General features: G+C 68.6%; 14 protein-coding genes. 8 read left to right on the top strand and 6 right to left on the bottom strand.

The annotated features are described in order from the left end of the window. The first annotated feature begins 1 nt into the window (after position 1). Positions 2–1,957 (top strand): TIGR03960 family B12-binding radical SAM protein, encoded by a 1,956-nt coding sequence (locus ABZ471_RS31975; RefSeq protein ID WP_359071309.1) that lies wholly within the window; start codon positions 2–4, stop codon positions 1,955–1,957. Between the two features lie 601 nt (positions 1,958–2,558). After that, the gene (locus ABZ471_RS31970) at positions 2,559–4,028 is read left to right on the top strand and encodes an amino acid permease (RefSeq protein WP_359071307.1); all 1,470 of its coding nucleotides are present in this window, start codon (positions 2,559–2,561) and stop codon (positions 4,026–4,028) included. Positions 4,029–4,156: 128 nt separating this feature from the next. Here ABZ471_RS31970 and ABZ471_RS31965 read toward each other — a convergent pair whose 3' ends face one another. Together ABZ471_RS31965 and ABZ471_RS31960 are read right to left on the bottom strand one after the other, a co-directional pair. Further along, complete coding sequence (locus tag ABZ471_RS31965; RefSeq protein WP_359071305.1) at positions 4,157–5,383, bottom strand: FAD-binding oxidoreductase; 1,227 nt, start codon at positions 5,381–5,383, stop codon at positions 4,157–4,159. 580 nt (positions 5,384–5,963) lie between these two features. After that, positions 5,964–6,641: a GAP family protein gene (locus ABZ471_RS31960; protein ID WP_359071303.1), complete on the bottom strand. Its 678-nt coding sequence runs from the start codon at positions 6,639–6,641 to the stop codon at positions 5,964–5,966. Between the two features lie 364 nt (positions 6,642–7,005). On the opposite strand from ABZ471_RS31960, the gene ABZ471_RS31955 reads away from it, so the two are divergent. From ABZ471_RS31955 to ABZ471_RS31945, 3 genes are read left to right on the top strand one after another with little or no spacing between them, the layout of a single operon-like run. After that, positions 7,006–7,233, top strand: a complete 228-nt coding sequence (locus tag ABZ471_RS31955; protein ID WP_359071302.1) for a ferredoxin — start codon at positions 7,006–7,008, stop codon at positions 7,231–7,233. Continuing rightward, the gene (locus ABZ471_RS31950) at positions 7,230–8,624 is read left to right on the top strand and encodes an FAD/NAD(P)-binding oxidoreductase (protein ID WP_359071300.1); all 1,395 of its coding nucleotides are present in this window, start codon (positions 7,230–7,232) and stop codon (positions 8,622–8,624) included. Before ABZ471_RS31955 ends, ABZ471_RS31950 begins: the two co-directional genes overlap by 4 nt. Positions 8,625–8,637: 13 nt before the next feature. Beyond that, a complete protein-coding gene (locus ABZ471_RS31945; RefSeq protein ID WP_359071298.1) occupies positions 8,638–9,876 on the top strand; it encodes a cytochrome P450 in 1,239 nt (412 codons plus the stop codon). On the opposite strand, the gene ABZ471_RS31940 is transcribed toward ABZ471_RS31945, so the two are convergent. Further along, entirely contained in the window at positions 9,873–11,375 is a 1,503-nt protein-coding gene (locus ABZ471_RS31940; protein ID WP_359071297.1) for an MDR family MFS transporter, read from the bottom strand. The genes ABZ471_RS31945 and ABZ471_RS31940 overlap by 4 nt on opposite strands. A gap of 94 nt (positions 11,376–11,469) precedes the next feature. On the opposite strand from ABZ471_RS31940, the gene ABZ471_RS31935 reads away from it, so the two are divergent. The 3 genes from ABZ471_RS31935 (at position 11,470) to ABZ471_RS31925 (ending at position 15,792) form a co-directional block, all read left to right on the top strand. Further along, on the top strand, positions 11,470–12,030 hold the full coding sequence (locus ABZ471_RS31935; RefSeq protein WP_359071295.1) for a TetR/AcrR family transcriptional regulator: 561 nt from the start codon (positions 11,470–11,472) through the stop codon (positions 12,028–12,030). A 339-nt stretch (positions 12,031–12,369) separates the two neighbouring features. Next, a complete protein-coding gene (locus ABZ471_RS31930; RefSeq protein ID WP_359071293.1) occupies positions 12,370–12,534 on the top strand; it encodes a hypothetical protein in 165 nt (54 codons plus the stop codon). 270 nt (positions 12,535–12,804) lie between these two features. Continuing rightward, positions 12,805–15,792, top strand: coding sequence for a SpoIIE family protein phosphatase (locus tag ABZ471_RS31925; RefSeq protein WP_359071291.1), 2,988 nt, complete (start codon positions 12,805–12,807; stop codon positions 15,790–15,792). 3 nt (positions 15,793–15,795) lie between these two features. Here the strand turns inward: ABZ471_RS31925 and ABZ471_RS31920 are convergent, their stop codons facing one another. The 3 genes from ABZ471_RS31920 to ABZ471_RS31910 all read right to left on the bottom strand — a co-directional run. Beyond that, entirely contained in the window at positions 15,796–16,884 is a 1,089-nt protein-coding gene (locus ABZ471_RS31920; RefSeq protein WP_359071372.1) for a PP2C family protein-serine/threonine phosphatase, read from the bottom strand. A 238-nt stretch (positions 16,885–17,122) separates the two neighbouring features. After that, positions 17,123–17,479, bottom strand: coding sequence for a hypothetical protein (locus ABZ471_RS31915; RefSeq protein WP_359071289.1), 357 nt, complete (start codon positions 17,477–17,479; stop codon positions 17,123–17,125). Between the two features lie 194 nt (positions 17,480–17,673). Further along, the coding region (locus ABZ471_RS31910) for a hypothetical protein (RefSeq protein WP_359071287.1) at positions 17,674–17,856 on the bottom strand (183 nt) is incomplete at its 5' end.

Genomic DNA, 17,856 nt, shown 5'->3' with positions numbered 1-17,856 from the left:
GATGTCTGTCGAGTCGGTGTTCCCGCAGCTCGAAGCCCTGCTGCCGCATGTGCAGAAGCCGATCCAGTACGTGGGCGGCGAGCTGAACTCCACCGTCAAGGAGTGGGACAGCTGCGACGTCCGCTGGGCACTCATGTACCCGGACGCGTACGAGGTCGGCCTGCCCAACCAGGGCGTCATGATCCTCTACGAGGTACTCAACGAGCGGGAGGGTGTCCTCGCCGAGCGCACGTACAGCGTGTGGCCGGACCTGGAGGCGCTGATGCGGGAGCACGGCGTCCCGCAGTTCACGGTGGACAGCCACCGCCCGGTCAAGGCCTTCGACGTGTTCGGCCTGTCCTTCTCCACGGAGCTGGGCTACACGAACATGCTGACCGCCCTGGACCTGGCCGGCATCCCGCTGGAGTCCAAGGACCGCACGATCGACGACCCGATCGTGCTGGCGGGCGGCCACGCGGCGTTCAACCCCGAGCCGATCGCGGACTTCATCGACGCGGCGATCATCGGCGACGGCGAACAGGCCGTGCTGGACATGACGAGGATCATCCGTGAGTGGAAGGCCGAGGGCTGCCCCGGCGGCCGCGAGGAGGTCCTCTTCCGCCTGGCGAAGACGGGCTCGGTGTACATCCCGGCGTTCTACGACGTCGAGTACCTCGCCGACGGCCGTATCGCCCGTGTGGTCCCCAACAAGTCGGGCGTCCCGTGGCGCGTGTCCAAGCACACGGTGATGGACCTGGACGAGTGGCCGTACCCCAAGCAGCCCCTGGTGCCGCTCGCCGAGACGGTCCACGAGCGCATGTCGGTCGAGATCTTCCGTGGCTGCACCCGAGGCTGCCGCTTCTGCCAGGCAGGCATGATCACGCGCCCCGTCCGCGAGCGCTCGATCACCGGCATCGGCGAGATGGTCGAGAAGGGCCTCAAGGCGACGGGCTTCGAGGAGGTGGGCCTGCTGTCCCTCTCCTCGGCGGACCACTCGGAGATCGGCGACATCGCCAAGGGCCTGGCGGACAGGTACGAGGAAGACAAGATCGGCCTCTCCCTCCCCTCCACCCGCGTGGACGCCTTCAACGTCGACCTGGCGAACGAGCTGACGCGCAACGGCCGCCGCTCCGGTCTGACCTTCGCCCCCGAGGGCGGCTCCGAGCGCATGCGCAAGGTCATCAACAAGATGGTCTCGGAAGAGGACCTGATCCGGACCGTCGCCACCGCTTACGGCAACGGCTGGCGCCAGGTGAAGCTGTACTTCATGTGCGGCCTGCCGACGGAGACGGACGACGACGTCCTCCAGATCGCCGACATGGCGATGCACGTGATCCAGAAGGGCCGCGAGGTCTCCCGGTCGAACGACATCCGCTGCACGGTCTCCATCGGCGGTTTCGTCCCGAAGCCCCACACCCCCTTCCAGTGGGCCCCGCAGCTCTCGGCCGAGGAGACGGACGCCCGCCTGGAGAAGCTCCGCGACAAGATCCGCGGCGACAAGAAGTACGGCCGCTCGATCGGCTTCCGCTACCACGACGGCAAGCCCGGCATCGTCGAGGGCCTGCTCTCCCGTGGCGACCGCCGCATCGGCGCGGTCATCCGCGCGGTCTACGACGACGGCGGCCGCTTCGACGGCTGGCGCGAGCACTTCTCCTACGACCGCTGGATGGCCTGCGCGGACAAGGCGCTGGCCCCCTTCGGCGTCGACGTCGACTGGTACACCACGCGCGAGCGCACCTACGAGGAGGTCCTCCCCTGGGACCACCTCGACTCCGGCCTCGACAAGGACTGGCTGTGGGAGGACTGGCAGGACGCCCTCGACGAGACCGAGGTCGAGGACTGCCGCTGGACCCCGTGCTTCGACTGCGGCGTCTGCCCGCAGATGGACACCCACATCCAGATCGGCCCGACCGGTAAGAAGCTGCTGCCCTTGACGGTCAAGAAGCCTGCGACCAGCGGAAACGTGAACCGGTCTTGAGTGACGCGTTACGACGCGTCGTCAACGCTATGACGGACGTCACTGAAGGTGAAGTGGATGCGGTGCTGACTGCACTTGGTCTCGCGGGCAGGAAGCAACAGCCTGCCCGCGAGGCGCGCCGGACGCCGCTGCCGTCACCTGGGAGCGCGCCTGGCATTCTCTCTCGGAGAATTGAGTGGGTCTGAGCGCGTGCGTGGTGACGTATCGCGAAGCCTGCGCCAAGTTTTGACTTGTCGCCGTACGCTCGAATCATGAGCGCCGACATCGGCAAGCTGCTCCCTCCGGTGCCGCCGGTCTCGCCCGGGACGACGTTGCCGCGTCCCGGAAGCAGCTCGCAGATCGTCTCCGAGGTGGAGTGGATCTGAGGCTCGTTCCAGAGCCGGGCGTGGCTGCCTGCCTGTTGAGCCCCTTCCGCCGAGAAGGGGCTCTTTGGTTGTCAGTGCCGTGTGGGTGACGGTACTGATCTTCCGGGTGCGCAAGTGCTGTGCATATGTCTTAGATGTAAGAGAAGTGCACGGATGGGAAGGTGGCGCGTGGCCCGTGAAAGCCGGTGCGAGGGTGTCGGTCGGCTGGCTGGGCGTGACGGAAGGCGGGTGCCGAAGTGGTGGAAGCGGCTGCGCCGGGCCCCGAGGGCAGGGACGACTCCGCCGCCCTCGGGGGCTATCAACAGGAGCTGAAGCGGACGCTCGGCTCCTTTCAGGTGTTCGCGATCTCGTTCGCGTTCATCTCGGTGGCGGTCGGCATCTTCTCGACCTACGACGATGTGCTGCAGAACGCGGGACCGGTGGGGATCTGGCTGTGGGTCGTCGCGACGGTGGGGCAGGTGCTGGTGGCCCTGGTCGTGGCGCAGCTTGCGGGGCGTATCCCGCTCAGTGGCTCGTCCTACCAGTGGGCCTCGCGGCTGGCCAACCCGAAGGTCGGCTGGGGATTCGGCTGGCTGAGCTTCTGCTACCTGGCCATCGCGGTGGTGGCGATCGACAATGCGCTCGCGAGTCAGGCGTTCATGCCGCTCGTGGGTATGCGGCCGGACGAGGACACCGCGCGGATGATCACCCTTGTGATTCTGCTGGTCCAGGCCTTGGTCGTCGTGGCCTCGACACGCCTCGTCAGCCTGATCAACACGAGCGCGGTGGGGCTGGAGCTGGCGTTGGTCGTGGTGGTGGCGCTCGCCCTTGCCATCGCGGTGGCGGTCACCGGCCGTGGCGCGGCCGGCAACCTGACCTCGCGCGGCATCACCGAGCATGCCCCGCACTACTTCGACGTCGGCGGCGGGCTGATGATCGCGATGATCATGGGCCTCGCCACGCTCGTCGGCTTCGATTCCGCGGCGAACCTGGCCGAGGAGGCCAAGGACCCCTTCCGCACCGTCCCGCGCGCGATCGTGGGGTCCGTCGTGGCCGCCGGTGTGCTGGGGATCGTGTTCCTGATCTGCCTCACTGTCGCGATCGAGGACATCCCACGGATCACCGCGAGCGAGTCGCCCGTTGCGGCGATCATGCGTGAGCAACTGGGGCCGCCGATGGAGAGAGTGCTCCTGGTGGCCATTGCGATCGCCTTCTTCGGCGCCGGGACGGTGGTGATGACCGCGTGCTCACGGATGGTCTTCGCGATGTCGCGCGACGGGCGCTTCCCTGCCCACCAGCTCATGCGTCGGGTCAGCCCTCGCACACAGACGCCGGTCCCCGCGACGGTGCTGATTCTCGTCGTGGGTGTCCTCCTGATGGTCGCGCTGCCGGGCGCCGCGCTGCTGAAGCTGATCACGGCGTCCACGATCCTTCCGGCGATCATCTACGGCGCGACGATCGTCCTGTACCTTGCGGTGCGCCGCCGGTTGGACCGCAAGAAGGGCGCGTTCGACCTCGGGCGGTTCGAGTTGCCGGTCGCGGTCTGCGCGCTGGTGTGGACGCTCGCGGCTCTGTTCGTGCTGGTGTCGCCGGCTGAGGCACTTGTTCCCGTGCTGATCGTGGTGGGCCTCCTCGTTGTGGGTGGACTGTTCTTCGTCGGCTTGCTGCTGCTCAATCGCCCGGCGTTGGAGACCGAGCCCGGAGATGTCAGTGTCTTCGAGCACTGACATGGTGTTCCTGCAGCCCGGTCGACTGACCCGACGTCGCGGCGGACTGTTGTTGGCTGAGGTTCGGACGACCACGTTGCGGCTGCTGCATCAGGGGCGCGCGGCGGCGGTCGCCTGATTGTGGTCGGTCAGCAGAATGCGGGCGGGATGCTCTGCTCGTACTGAAACACGTTCTGGGGGTCGTACTGCGCCTTGATTGTGCGCAGCCGGTCGAAGTTGTCTCCCCAGTAGGCGGTCTCCCAGTTCTGCATCCCGGCGTTTGGAACGTTGACGTAGGCGCCGTTCACGTAGGGCCGCAGTGCCTGGCTGAACTCCGCGATCCACGCCTGGGCCTGCGTAGTCAGCTCGTTGCCGCTGCTCGGTACTCCGCGTTTTCCCCAGCCGGCACCGGGCTCGGAGTAGAAGAGCGCGTCGCGGTGGGGGAACGACGTACCACCGCGGGGGCTCTTCCTGACAGCCCCGCCAAAGGCCTGGGTGAAGAAGTTGCTGTCATCCGTAGGTGCGTCATGCATGAACGAGGCGATCACGCTGATCGCTGTCCTCGGGAACGGCGTGTTGGTGAATTGCGAGCAGAACTTCCAGTTCGCGGGTTCGTCCCCGGTCGGGATCTGGAACGCCGAGTACACGTCGCCCCAGTTGCCGACCTGCACCGTGCTGGTGGGGTCACCGACCGACAGGATCGGGGCCAGCGCCTTCTTCGCCTCCGCTGGTGTTCCTTCCGCGAGGACTGCGAACAGCAGGATCTGGGTCCTGCGAATTTCGAGCTGGGCGCCGAGGCGGTCGTCGGCGACCGGCGCCGTGCGCTGCCATGCCTCGAAGACCCCCTGCAGATCTCCGATGCCGTTCCACGTCGCCTGCAGGTAGGTGACGCTCTCCAGCGGAGTCACCTTGTAGGTCAGGGACGTGACGATCCCGAAGTTGCCGTTGCCTGCCCCACGGAGGGCCCAGAGCAGGTCGGAGTGGTTCTCCAGGTCGGCGTTGATCACCTTGGCGCAGCTTGCGCCTTCCGCGACGACGATCTCGGCGCCGATCAGGCTGTCGCAGGCCATGCCGAGGTAGCGGGTGAGGAAGCCGAAGCCGCCTCCGAGCGTCGCGCCGGACAGACCGACGCTTCCCTCCGTTCCGGTCGTCACTGCAAGGTTCTTCTTCGCGAGCGTGGTCACCGCTTCCAGCTGGCTGAGCCCGGCGCCAACCGTCGCCGTGCGAGCGGTGGTGTCAAGGTGAGCCGACTTCAGTTCACTGACATCGATCACGATGCCGTTGTCCACGTTCGACCAGCCCTCAAGGCTGTGGCCGCCGCTCCGCACCCGCAGCGCAACGTCATGCTGCCGTGCCCATGTGAGGGCGTTGACCACGTCCTGAGCCTTCTGGGCGTAGACGATGACCAAGGGATAGTGGACGAACAGCTCGTCCCAGCCCAGACTCGCCTCGGCGTAGTCGGGGTCGCTTTGACGAACGATGCGTCCGGTCAGCTTCGCTCGCGGGCACTTCACACTCTCGGTTCCTTCGCTCAGGCCCTGGGCCTCCGCAGCCGCAACGCCCGGGACGACGACCGCGCCGGCGCCGGCAGCGCCGTCGCCTTGAGGAGTCCGCGACGAGCAAAGTCGTTCACGGTCTGTGTCCTCTCTACCATCAGCTGATGAAAATTATCCCCTTATGGGTGATTCGGGCGAGGCGGACAACGGCAAGGGTGAGCACGGCTGAGGGCGCCGACACGCTCGCAACCATGGCCCGGGCGCTCAAAGCCGCCGCGGATGGGGCGGCCAGGTCCGGAGCGGAATCCCTGAGGCGAGCCGAGGGAGGCGTCGCAGGAAGTGAGCCCCTTGCCGGCGCAACCCGCGGCAACCACTGGCGGCGCGTTGCATCACAAGAGAGATGCGGCCATGCAAATCGGCCAGACCGGCGAGAGGTTGTCGTGGTGCAACCTCGGCGCCGTCAGGAACTCAGAATGTCGATGCCGTCCCCCAGCAGCTTCAGCCCGAACACGAAGAAGAGAACGGCCATGACAGCTGTGTTGTGCCGGGCGGCCCAGTCCTTCCAGTTGCCCAGCATGTTCCTGGCCCGCTCACCCATGATCAGGAAGACGCCCAGCGGAGTCAGCAGTCCGATGGAGGCGACGACTACGAAGATCGCCAGCGCGGCGATCTGATGTCCGACGGGCAACCCTGACGCACTGATGGACGCCCCTGCTGCGATGGTCAGCGGGGCGTTCTTCAGGTTCCCGGCCGACAGCAGGAGAGCAAGAAGGAAGATCTTCACCGGCGTGAAGCGGTCGATCGCAGCCATCCATTGAGGCAATTGCGCTTGTGAGACATCGGCAGGGCGGTGACGCCATTGCCGCACGGCAAGAAGAACCAGTGCCACGCCCAACGCGAGCTTGAGAGCTCCCACCCAGTCGGCCGGCTGCCCGTGGTCCGTGGCACTGTCTTGGCTGCCGATGACCAGCATCACCCCGCCCAGGGCCGAGAGACCGAGCAGCCAGCCGGCGGCGAACAGCAATCCGTTGAAGCGTCCACGAGGCGTCGCCAGGACGATGATGATGGCGATGATCGGAAGCGGACTGACGGCGACACCGGCCGCCAAGCCCAGCACATCACCCAGCACTGCACCCACGCCTGCCTCCGTCACATCGACAAACTGAACTGGACGCGTAAAGAATCATCGGCAACTCGCGGTCCGTGTCGCGTCGGCACGCGGCATAGGGGTGAATGGCCCACGCTTTCCCCGGGTGCGGGTGATGTGCGCGCGGGCTAGGCTTTTACGGCAAGTTCAGGTTCTCCAGGCGGTTGTACCGCCGGTCGCCCTGACGGCGATGATCAATTCTCACTGCGGAGACCCGACGAGCGCGGTGCACCCCCTCGCACCTTCGCAGGGGTGGACAGCGGCCGAATCCCCTCCCTCCAGGTCTGTCGCGCTGTGCGTGCCGGAGTGGCACCGGCTTCAGGGTCCGCAGCTTGCAGTTCCTGTGGAGGTCGGGATGAGAATTGTCGTTGATCTTTCTCGATGCGAAGGGTACGCGCAGTGCGCGTTCCTGGCTCCGGACGCGTTCCGGATGCACGGCGAGGAAGCCCTGATGTACGACCCGAACCCCGATGACGCCCGGCGCGATCAGGTTCTGCGCGCCGCGGCGGCCTGCCCGGTCCAGGCGATTCTGGTCGACCAGCTGGAGGGACGGGACGCAGCGGTGGAGGCGTCGACGTCATGACCAGCGCCGACAACCTGCGTGCGTTCAAGCGCGACGGCCGCATCGTGGTCGTCGGGGCGTCACTGGCGGGACTGCGGGCCGCGGAGGCGCTGCGCGACGAGGGTTTCACCGGATCGTTGACCATGATCGGTGACGAGTTGGGCGAACCCTACGACCGGCCTCCCCTGTCCAAGCAGGTACTCACCGGGTGGGTGCCGGCCGACGGCACCAAGCTGCCGCGGCGTCGTGACATCAATGCGGAGTGGCTGCTGGGCGTGCCCGCCAGCGGGCTCGACCTGGCGACCAACCACGTGCGGCTCGCCGACGGACGCGAGGTTCCCTTCGACCGGGTGCTGATAGCCACCGGGGTACGGGCCCGTCCCTGGTTCGTCGAGAGCGAGGCAGCCCTGGACGGAGTGTTCGTCGTCCGTACACGCGAGCACGCCGAGGGCCTGCAGCGAGCCCTCGCCGCCGGGCCCTCCCGCGTACTGGTCATCGGTGCGGGATTCACCGGCTCCGAGATCGCCTCCATCTGCCGCGAGCGGGACATCCCCGTGACCGTCGCCGAACTCGCGCCGGCCCCGCTCGTCGGGGCGCTCGGTGCCATGATCGGTGAGATCGCGGCGGACATGCAGCGCGCTCACGGCGTAGACCTGCGCTGCGGCGTCAAGGTCACCCGGCTGGAGGGCGACGCGCAGGGGCACTTCCGGCGTGCCCACTTCGACGACGGCAGCACCATCGACGCCGACGTGGCCGTGGTGGCACTCGGAGGCATCCGCAACACCGAGTGGCTGCGGGACTCGGGCCTGGCGGCGGGTGTCTGGGGAATCGCCTGCGACACGGGCTGCCGCGCCCTCGACCTCAACGGCCTGATCACCGACGACGTCTTCGTCGCCGGAGACGTGGCACGCTGCCCGAATCCGATCTACGAGTACCGGCTCATCTCGCTGGAACACTGGGCCAACGCCGTGGAGCAGGCCGAGGTCGCGGCGCACAACATGGTCAGTGGACAGGCGGACCGCTGGCCCCATCTGTCCATCCCGGTGTTCTGGTCGATCCAGTTCGGCGTCAACATCAAGTCCGTCGGCGTGCCGACCTTCGCCGACGAGGTGGTCGTCACCCAGGGGTCGGTGTCCGACCACCGTTTCGTCGCCGCATACGGCTACCGGGGCCGCGTCACCGCCGCGGTCAGCTTCAACAACGCCAAGTGGCTGGACCACTACCGGCAGCTGATCGAGACGGCCGCACCCTTCCCACCGCCCTGCCCCACGCCCGACCAGCCCGTCGACACGAAGCCGGTGCCCGTCGACTTCCCCGGCCCCACCCTGCTCGCCCAGGGGGCCACTGTGGTCGTCACCGGCCATGACCCGGGTGAACGGCGCGTCACGTCCGCGCAGCAGCACCACCGGTAGGAGGGAGAGCGAGATGACCACGACCGAGACGCCCGACACGCTGCGCCGGATCCTCGACTATTCGTCACGTGCCGACCCGTACTCGCTGTACGCCGAGTTGCGCAAGACGCCGGTGGCCCGGCAGGAGGACGGCAGCTACGTCGTCAGCACCTATCGCGAGCTCACGGAGCTGCTGCACAACCCGCACCTGAGCTCCGACGTCCGCAATCTTTCGCGTCCGATGGAGGCAGCCCAGGGGCGGACCACGCCGGCGTTCATCAACCTCGACCCGCCCGAGCACGACCGCTTGCGGCGTATGGCGATGCGCCACTTCGGCCCGCCGCACACCCCGGGGCTGGTGGCCGGCTTGGAACCCGTCCTGACCGCCACCGTCGGCAGTCTGATCGATGACTTCGCGGGCAAGGAGCAGATCGACATCGTCGACGACTTCGCCTACCCGTTCCCCGTCACCGTGATCTGCCACCTGCTCGGCGTGCCACCCGAGGACGAACCGAGGTTCCGCGTGTGGGTCAACGCCATCATCGAGTCGATCGACTACAACCCCAAGATCGATCCGAAGGAGAAACTGGAGAATGGCGTGCAGGCCACCAAGGACTTGCGCCAGTACCTCGGCGGGCTGCTGGAGCAACGCCACGGACGGCCGGGCGACGACCTGTTGGCACGGCTGGCCAACGACGACGGGCCCGACGGGCGGATGACCGACGAGGAAATCGTCAGCACCGCCAACCTGTTGCTGATCGCCGGCCACGAGACCACCGTCAACCTCATCACCAACGGCATGCTGACGCTGCTGCGCAACCCGCAGATCCTGCAGCGACTGCGTGACGAACCGGACTTGGTCGTTCAGTTGGTCGAGGAATTGCTGCGCTACGAGCCCCCCGTGCACATCATTCCCTGGCGGGCGGCGTACAGCGACATCACCGTCGCCGACACCGTCATCCCCAAGGGCTCGCAGATCATGCTCATGCTGGCCTCGGGCAGCCGCGATCCGAACCGTTTCCACGATCCCGACCGCTTCGACCCGGACCGGCATGACAACCAGCACCTCGGCTTCGGCAGCGGCATCCACCTGTGCTTCGGCGGCCCGATGGCCCGGCGGGAAGCCCAGATCGCACTGAGCGAGCTGGCACGCCGCATCGACGGGCCCAGACTGATCGCCGACCCGCCGCCGTACCGGCGCAGCCCCGTGCTTCGCGGTCCGATCCACCTGCCCATCGAGCATGACGGAGAAGGCGACGGCCGAGGGCACTAGGGGCGCCTGCTCGGCGGGAGTTGGGCACCGTCGGATGTGTCGGCCTCGGTCCTGTCGGCTGGGGCCGGTGGCTCGGGGCAGCCGGGCAGGAGCAGGCAGAGCGGTACGGCGACGGCGGTGAAGGCGACCGACCACCAGAAGGCGTCGCCGAAGCCGTCGGCCAGGGCGCCCGGGGTGCGGGCGTCGCCGGTGGTGTGCTGGAGGATGACGGCGAGTACGGCGGTGCCCACCGAGCCGCCGATCTGCTGGGCGACACGGGTGATGATGCTGGCGTCGGGGATCTCCTTGTGTCCCAGGCCGATGTAGGCGGCGCCGGTGAGCGGGATCATGGTGACGCCCATGCCGATGCCGCGCACGAGCAGTGCGGCCATGAGCAGCACCTTGCTGGTGTCGGCGGTGGCGAAGGCGAACGGCACGGTGGCCGCGGTGACGAGAGCGAATCCGGTGAGGGCGACCCAGCGGGGGCCGATGCGGTCGGTGTAGTTGCCGGCCCGGGTGCGCGCGATGAAGGCGCCGACGCCCTGCGGGATGAGCAGCAGTCCGGCGCCGAGCGCGTCCTCGCCGCGGACCTGCTGCCAATACAGCGGCAGCAGCAGCATCGCCCCGTACAGGGTCATGCCGGCCAGGAAGCCCAGGGCGGAGGAGGAGGCCGGCGCGCGGTGGCGGAAGAGCCGCAGATTGACCAGCGCGCCGGCGCGCGGCAGTGCCCAGGCGGTGAAGCCGCCGACCAGGGCGAGCCCGACGGTCAGCGGCACCAGCACCTCGGCGCTGGTGAAGCCCGCGCTGCCCTCGACCCGGGACAGTCCGTAGATGAGGGCGGCAACCCCCGGGGAGAGCAGGAGCAGGCCGACGATGTCCAGCCAGGCGCGGGGACCGTCGGGTGCGGGACGGTCGTCGGGCAGGTTGCGCCAGGCGAGCCAGCCGCCGACGACGCAGAAGGGGATGTTGACGAAGAAGATCCAGCGCCAGTCGGCCAGACTCAGGATGACGCCGCCCAGGACCGGGCCGAGGATGGGGCCGAGCGCGGTGGGCAGGGTGACGGTGGCCATGACCTTGCCGATGTTGCGGCCCTTGGCGGCCTGAACGACCAGCGTGGCCATGAGCGGCATCATGATGCCGCCGCCGATGCCCTGGACGACGCGGAAGGCGATGAGGCTGGTCGCGTTCCACGCCAGTGCACACAGGACGGAGCCGAGCAGGAACATGCCCAGCGAGGCGATCCACAGGCGTTTGCCGCCGAGCCGGGACTGGGCCCATCCGGCGAGAGGGATGGTGATGAATACGGCCAGCAGGTAGCCGGTGCTCACCCACTGGATCGTGGACAGCGGAGCGCCGAGTTCCTTGGCCAGGTCGGCCAGGGCGACGGTGACGATGGTGGTGTCGAAGACGACGGCGAGCGCACCGACGATGATGGTGAACGCCAGGCGCCACACGGCAGGATCGATGTGGTCGGGGTCCGGCGCCGCGGACGCGGTCCCGGCCCTGTGGGGAATGCTCACGAAGAACCGCCCTAAGATATAGAGTCCTATCTTGCGAGCGTCAGGGTAGGGCGTCGAAATAAGATAGGCAAGTCTATCTAGTGGAGGTGTGTGGATGCCCGAGCGGCGCCGCGGGGCGGCACTGGAGAAGGCGCTCCTCGATGCGGCCTGGGAAGAGCTCACGGCCGGCGGCTACGCCAGGTTCACGATGGACGCCGTCGTCCAGCGCGCCGGCACCAGCCCTCCCGTGCTCTACCGCCGCTGGTCCGACCGCGACGGGCTGGTCCGGGCGACCGTCGCCCACGTCCTGGAGGAGTCCCGAGTCGACATCCCCGACACCGGGAGCCTGCGCGAGGACGTCCTCACCCTCATGCGGACGATCAACGCCACCCGCGTCCAGCTCGTCACCGTCATGGGCGTGCACCTGGCCGGCTACTACCAGGAGACGGGCACCGGCCCCGGCGACCTCCTCGCCACGGGGCGCGAGAAGTCTGCCGACGTGCTCTTCGACCGCGCCGTCGGCCGCGGCGAGATCGAGCCGGAACGCCTCAGCGAACGCATCAAGTCCCTCCCCTTCGACCTGCTGCGCCACGAGATCCTCACGACCTTCGCCCCCGTGCCCGACCACGTCCTCGAAGAGATCGTCGACACGATCTTCCTCCCCCTCGTGCGCTGACCGCAGCACCTCTCGCAATCGGCCGACAAATCATTTTCCCAACATCGCCACGTGGTTGATGGCGTGTCAATCAAGTCACCCCGACATTTGTCAGTACCGTGTGATATAGCCGAGCATCACCGCAGGTCAAGCGCTCGGGTGACCTTCAATTGGCCTTTGTTTTTCGGCTGGGACCATCCATCCCGAAAGAGTGTTTCTGCTCTTGAGGGAGAGTCCTCGGGCGCACCCTCCAAGTAACCAAGGAGGACTATGTCCATTCAGGGTTTCGGTGGACCGTCCGCACTCGACGTCCATCCACTCCAAGCCGTTGCGTGCGGGACTGGCAGCCGGCACAAAACCATGATCACCCTGGCAGGTGCACTGGCCTGCGTGGTCAACGGCGACACGATGACCAGTGTGCTGCGCCAGGCCACCTGGCTGGTGGTGGCGATCACCGTCCTGGTCCTCGTGCAGCTGGTCGCGGCCTGCCTTCCTGAGGCTCGCCGAGCCTCTCGCCGCACCTGACATCAGCAACCGGTGCCCCCGGACCGATCGTGGTCCGGGGGCCTCTTTCGTCGATGACGAAGAGTGAGCTGACGCCACATACGGTTAATCGGTGAGGAAGGCTCCCCAGAGTGGACGAACTCGCCTAAGTTAGTCCGATTAGTATGTATTTGGCGGATGTAGATCGTTACCGGTCCACACCCGATTACATGCAGCCCAGTGGGTGAGCGGAGGCGACAGTCGGCAGTGGTGAATACCCGAAGTGGCGATGCGAACAACACCGACCCGTCCATGCCCCGCGCCCCCCGTCCGCTGCACCAGCCGCAGGGCCGGCGGACCATACGGGCCGTGCCGTCCTTGGAGCGACACCGCATGCGGATGCAACTGCTCGACGCCGTCGACGAGGACCGGCGCGATGTCGAAGTGCTGCTGACCGCGCTCCAGCAGGCGGTAGCCGAGGTGCACGGCCTGGGCGGCATGGTCCATCTCCCGGGCGGCGGCATGAGCGGCATCCTCTACCTGGTCGCCGACAGCGGCCTGCCGGAGTCGATGACCAGGCCCTGGCTGATCATCCCGGTACGGGGCACGGCGCCGCCCAGCAGTGCCGCCCGCAACGACACCATCACCTGGCAGCCCGACCTGGCCCCGCCCGACCCGGTGCCGGGCCGGGACCCCGTCGCCCTGTGGCCTTCCCGGCTCCCCGACGGCATCGGTCACCTGGCCGTCCCCGTTCCGGGCGGTGGCGGGCGACGCGGTGCGCTCTCCGTCCTCTTCTCCCCGGGCGCCGAGCCCGGCCCGGCGGAGCGCGCGTTTCTGAACGAGGTGGCGGCCTGGATGTCCGGGAGGCTCAAGTCGTCCGGGATCCTCAATCCTTCCCCCACCCTGCTGCGCGCCCTGGAGAACGGGCCAGGACCGGGAGAGGCCACCCCGTGGGACGCGGAAGGGGTGCACCCCCTCACGTACACCTGGGACCTGCGCACCGGTGAGCTGACCTGCGACCGACCCGTCGAGGAAGTGCTGGCCGGCATCGACCCGGAGGTGATGGCCGGCGGCATCGAGGCGTGGGCCGCGCTGATCCACCCGGACGACCTGCCAGGGGCGGTGGCCGGCTTCGACACGGGCATCCAGCTCCGCGGCGGCTTCCAGAACGAGTACCGGATCCGGCGCCAGGACGGCACCTACCTCTGGATCGAGGCCCGCGCCCGGACGATCACGGACGCGGAGGGGGCACCGGTGAAGGTGATCGGCACCCTCCGGGACAGCAGCGAAACGCACGCCGCCGCCGAGTCGGTGGGGCGGGCGCTGCAGCACCTGAGCGACGGCTTCGTCTCCGTGGGCACGGACTGGCGCATCGGATTTCTCAATCAGGCCGCCGAGGGGCTCTTCGGCGCCGCGGGAGACGTGGCCGGAGCCCTGCTCTGGAACATTCCCGCGGTACGTGCCATGCCGGGGCTGGAGCAACGGTGCCGGGCCACGGCGGCCGAGGGCCGGCCGGCCGGATTCGACGTACCGGGACCGGACGGGACGTCCTGGTACCACCTGCGGCTGGTACCGGTTCCGGAAGGCCTCACGCTCTACATCACCGACACCACCGAGCGGCATCTGCGGGAGGCCGAGCGGGCCGCCGCCGAGCGGGCGGCCGCGGAGCGGGCGGCCCTGGTCCAGCGGATCACGCGGGAGCTGGCCGAGGCGGTCACGGCCCAGGACGTGATGGCGGCGGTGGCCGACGGCGTGATGACACCCCTCGGGGCCACCGGACTCGTCATGCTCGGCGTGGTCGGCGACCGGCTGACCGTGGTCGGCTCCCGGGGATATTCGGAGCGCTTCACCCGAGTGCTGGACGGGCAGTGGACACTGCGGGACACCTCGAGCCCGGTGGGGGACGCCCTGCGCACCCGCACCCCCCTCTGCATCTCCTCCCCGGAGGAGTTCCTGAAGCGTTACCCGGGGACCGAGACCCTGATCCGGGAGGGCGACAAGCAGGCGTGGGCCTTTCTGCCGCTGGCGGTATCAGGGCGCGGGATCGGCGCTGCGGTGCTCTCCTTCGGCCGACCGCGGGTGCTGGACGATGACGAACGCACGCTGCTGACCGCGCTCAGCGGACTGATCGCGCAGGCCCTGGAGCGCGCCGGGCTCTACGACGAGGCGACGACCCGGGCCCGCACCCTCCAGCGCGGCCTGCTGCCGCAGGCACTGCCCAAGCTGCCCGAGGTGACGACGGCGGCGCGCTACCAGCCGGCCAAACAGGGAGCCGACGTCGGCGGCGACTGGTACGACGTGATCCCGCTCTCCGCGGCCCGGGTGGCGCTCGTGATCGGCGATGTCATGGGCCACGGCATGGCGGAGGCCGCCACCATGGGCAGGCTCCGCACGGCCGTCCGTACTCTCTCGGAACTGGAGCTGCCGCCCGACGAAGTCCTCGGCCACCTCAACGACATCGTCGGCGAGCTGGGCAACGATGCCTTCGCGACCTGCCTCTACGGCATCTACGACCCGGTGAGCCGGCGTCTGTCGTACGCCAGCGCCGGTCAGCCGCCCCCCGCGGTGGCCCACCCCGACGGCACCGTCACCTTCCTGTCCATGGCCCCGGACCCGCCACTGGGAGTGGCCGCTCCCCCCTTCGAAATCCTCGAGACCCTGCTGCCCGCCGACAGTCTGCTCGCCCTCTACAGCGACGGCCTGGTCGAGAGCAAGGAGAGGGATGTCACCACGGGCATGAACGACCTCGCCGAGCTCCTCTTCCAGTCGGTGAACGCCATGCCGGCCTCACCGGCGGACGCGTCCGACCTGGACGCCCTCTGCGCCGGCCTCACCTCCGCTCTGCTCCCCGCCCACGGTGCGCTGACGGACGACGCCGCCCTGCTGCTGGCCCGCACCCACCCGCTGGACGCGGAGAACGTCGCCGAGTGGCCGTTGCCGGAGGACCCGGTGGCGGCGGGCCAGGCCCGTGATCTGGTCCGCGCCCAGCTCGCCGAGTGGGACCTGGCCGACGAGGACCTGATCATGACCACCGAACTCCTGGTCAGCGAGCTGGTCGGGAACGTCGTCCGGCACGCCTGCGGCCCCATCCGGCTGCGCATGCTCCGCAGCCGCGCACTGATCTGCGAGGTCTCCGACGCCAGCCTGACCACGCCGCACATCCGCCACAGCTCCGCCACCGACGAGGGCGGCCGCGGCCTGCAGCTCATCTCCGCACTCTGCCAGCGCTGGGGCACCCGCCACACCCGCACCGGCAAGTCCATCTGGACCGAACAGCCCCTCCCCACAACCTCGGTCTGATCTTCAGCCCCGCTGCTGAAGGGGATCCTGTCCGATGTTGTGCCGGTCCGCGAGGATCATCGCCACATCGTCCGCCAAGTCGCCCTCGGTATGGCGCAGCAGCGCCTGATGGAGCAGCTCCAGGAATTCTCGTGGGGTGATGTCGGCGGGTATCCCCTCCATGGTCTTCGGCAGATCGAAGAATTCGCCGTCGCGGTTGCGGGCCTCGATCACGCCGTCGGTGTACAGCAACAGGCGGTCACCGGGGACGAACGGATAACTCTCGGGCTTGGCGGGGAGGTCGTCGGTGAGGTCTTCGAGACCGAGAGGCGGCAGGTGCGAGGACGGCATCAGGGCCGTAGCCGTGCCTCGGTGCAGCAGCAGCGGCGGCGGATGCCCACGGTTGATCAGCTGCACCACCGGCTCGTCCGGCACCTGCGCGATGAGCGCCGTGGTGAACCCTTCCAGAAGAACTTCCTGCTCGCACGCACCCGGCACGGCGACTTCCCGTCGCAGCGCAGCCGCGCAGCGCGTCATGACCTCCACGAGCTCGTCCTCGTAGTGCACGGCTTCCCGGAACGCACCCAACGCCACGGCAACAGCCCGGATCGCGGACAGCCCCTTGCCTCGGACGTCCCCCACGATCATGCGGACGCCGTACCGCGTCTGCACGGCCTCGTACAGATCACCGCCGACCCGTGCCCCTGTCCCGGCCGCCAGGCACAGGCTGCCCGCCAGCACGGGGCCCAGGCGCGCGGGCACGGGCCGCAGCACGACCTCCTGGGCCGCCACGGCGATCCGGCGGACCTGGTCGAGCTCCCTCTGCCTGCGCGCCTGCACGGCACTGCTGGTGATGAAACCAGCCACGGAGACCAGGGCCAGAGCCAGGAAATTGGAGTAGACCTGCAGGGTTCCCCAAGCCTCGTTGTAGGTCGCGGTGGTCACGCCGATGGCCAGCGTGAGAGCCGCCGCCGCGGTGGTGCCCTTGGGCCCCATCGTCACCGCCGCCAGTGCCGGTACCGCGGTGAGGAGGGGGCCGGTGTAGAGGAAGTGCGCAGGCGTGAGCTCGATGACCAGCACGGCCAGCGCGATCGAGAAGGGCACACACTGCATCAGCGTGAAGAGCACCCGGCTACGACCGCCTGCTCCTGGCCGAGGGGCTGAGCGCAAGAGCGGCTGCATGCACCAAGCCTGCCTCGCTGACGCCCACGGCTCCACTCTGCACGCGAGCCGGACGAGGCCGCCGCCGAGCCCGTACCGCCGCCGTGGGAAGCCGGGTTCCCCCTCTACTCGGATGCCGCGCTCGGCCAGGTGCGGGTCGCGGGCCCGCTCCTGGCCGAGCGCGGACGGTTCAGCCGGCCAGTCCCTTCAGCTTGATCGGCTGGCCGTTGCCGATCTGCGCGCGGCCGTCGTCGTAGACGCCGGCGGACACCTGGCTGCCGTCGTGCTGCACGTGCAGCACGTACTGGATGCAGCCGCGGTCGCCGGCCGAGGTGTACGCGTGCAGGTCGCTGCGGAAGGTCATGGTCCTGCCGTTCTCCGTCAGCGTGCCGGTGATCGCCCAGGAGGGCTTGCTGGGCATGGGGTCCTGCGGCAGGACGCGCCCGTAACTGGCGTCCACCTGGCCGGTGAACTTCCAGCCGGCCGGCGCGCGGAACACCTGCTTGACGTTGGCGGCACGGACCGGTTTTCCCGGGATGGGGCTCATCCCGATGTCGACGGCCTCGATGTCCGGCCTTGCCGTTGCCGTTGCCGTTGGTGTTGGCGTTGTGGCCGGCCTTGACGGTCACCGGGAGGGCTATCGCGTTGTCGCTGGGGCGGGTCTCGTTGACACGGGCGATCGAGACGGTCGCGGTGACGAGCCCGCTCGCGGTGCCTGTCGCGCGGACGCCGAGGACTCCGTCAGGTTGCCGTAGGGGTGGTGGAACGCGCACAGGTCGTACGGCGGCACCGTCGCAGCGAGAAGGCCCCGCCGGAGGAATCCGGCGGGCGGGCGGGCTGCGGCTGTGCGTCACCGCCGGAGCCCCGTGCCCCGCGGAACTGCGCGCCTCCGTCGAGGAGTTGCTGGGGGCGCCGCTGTTGGAC

Source organism: Streptomyces sp. NPDC005728, from assembly GCF_040630895.1.
GTDB lineage: Bacteria > Actinomycetota > Actinomycetes > Streptomycetales > Streptomycetaceae > Streptomyces.
This window is presented reverse-complemented; position numbering and strand designations above follow the sequence as displayed.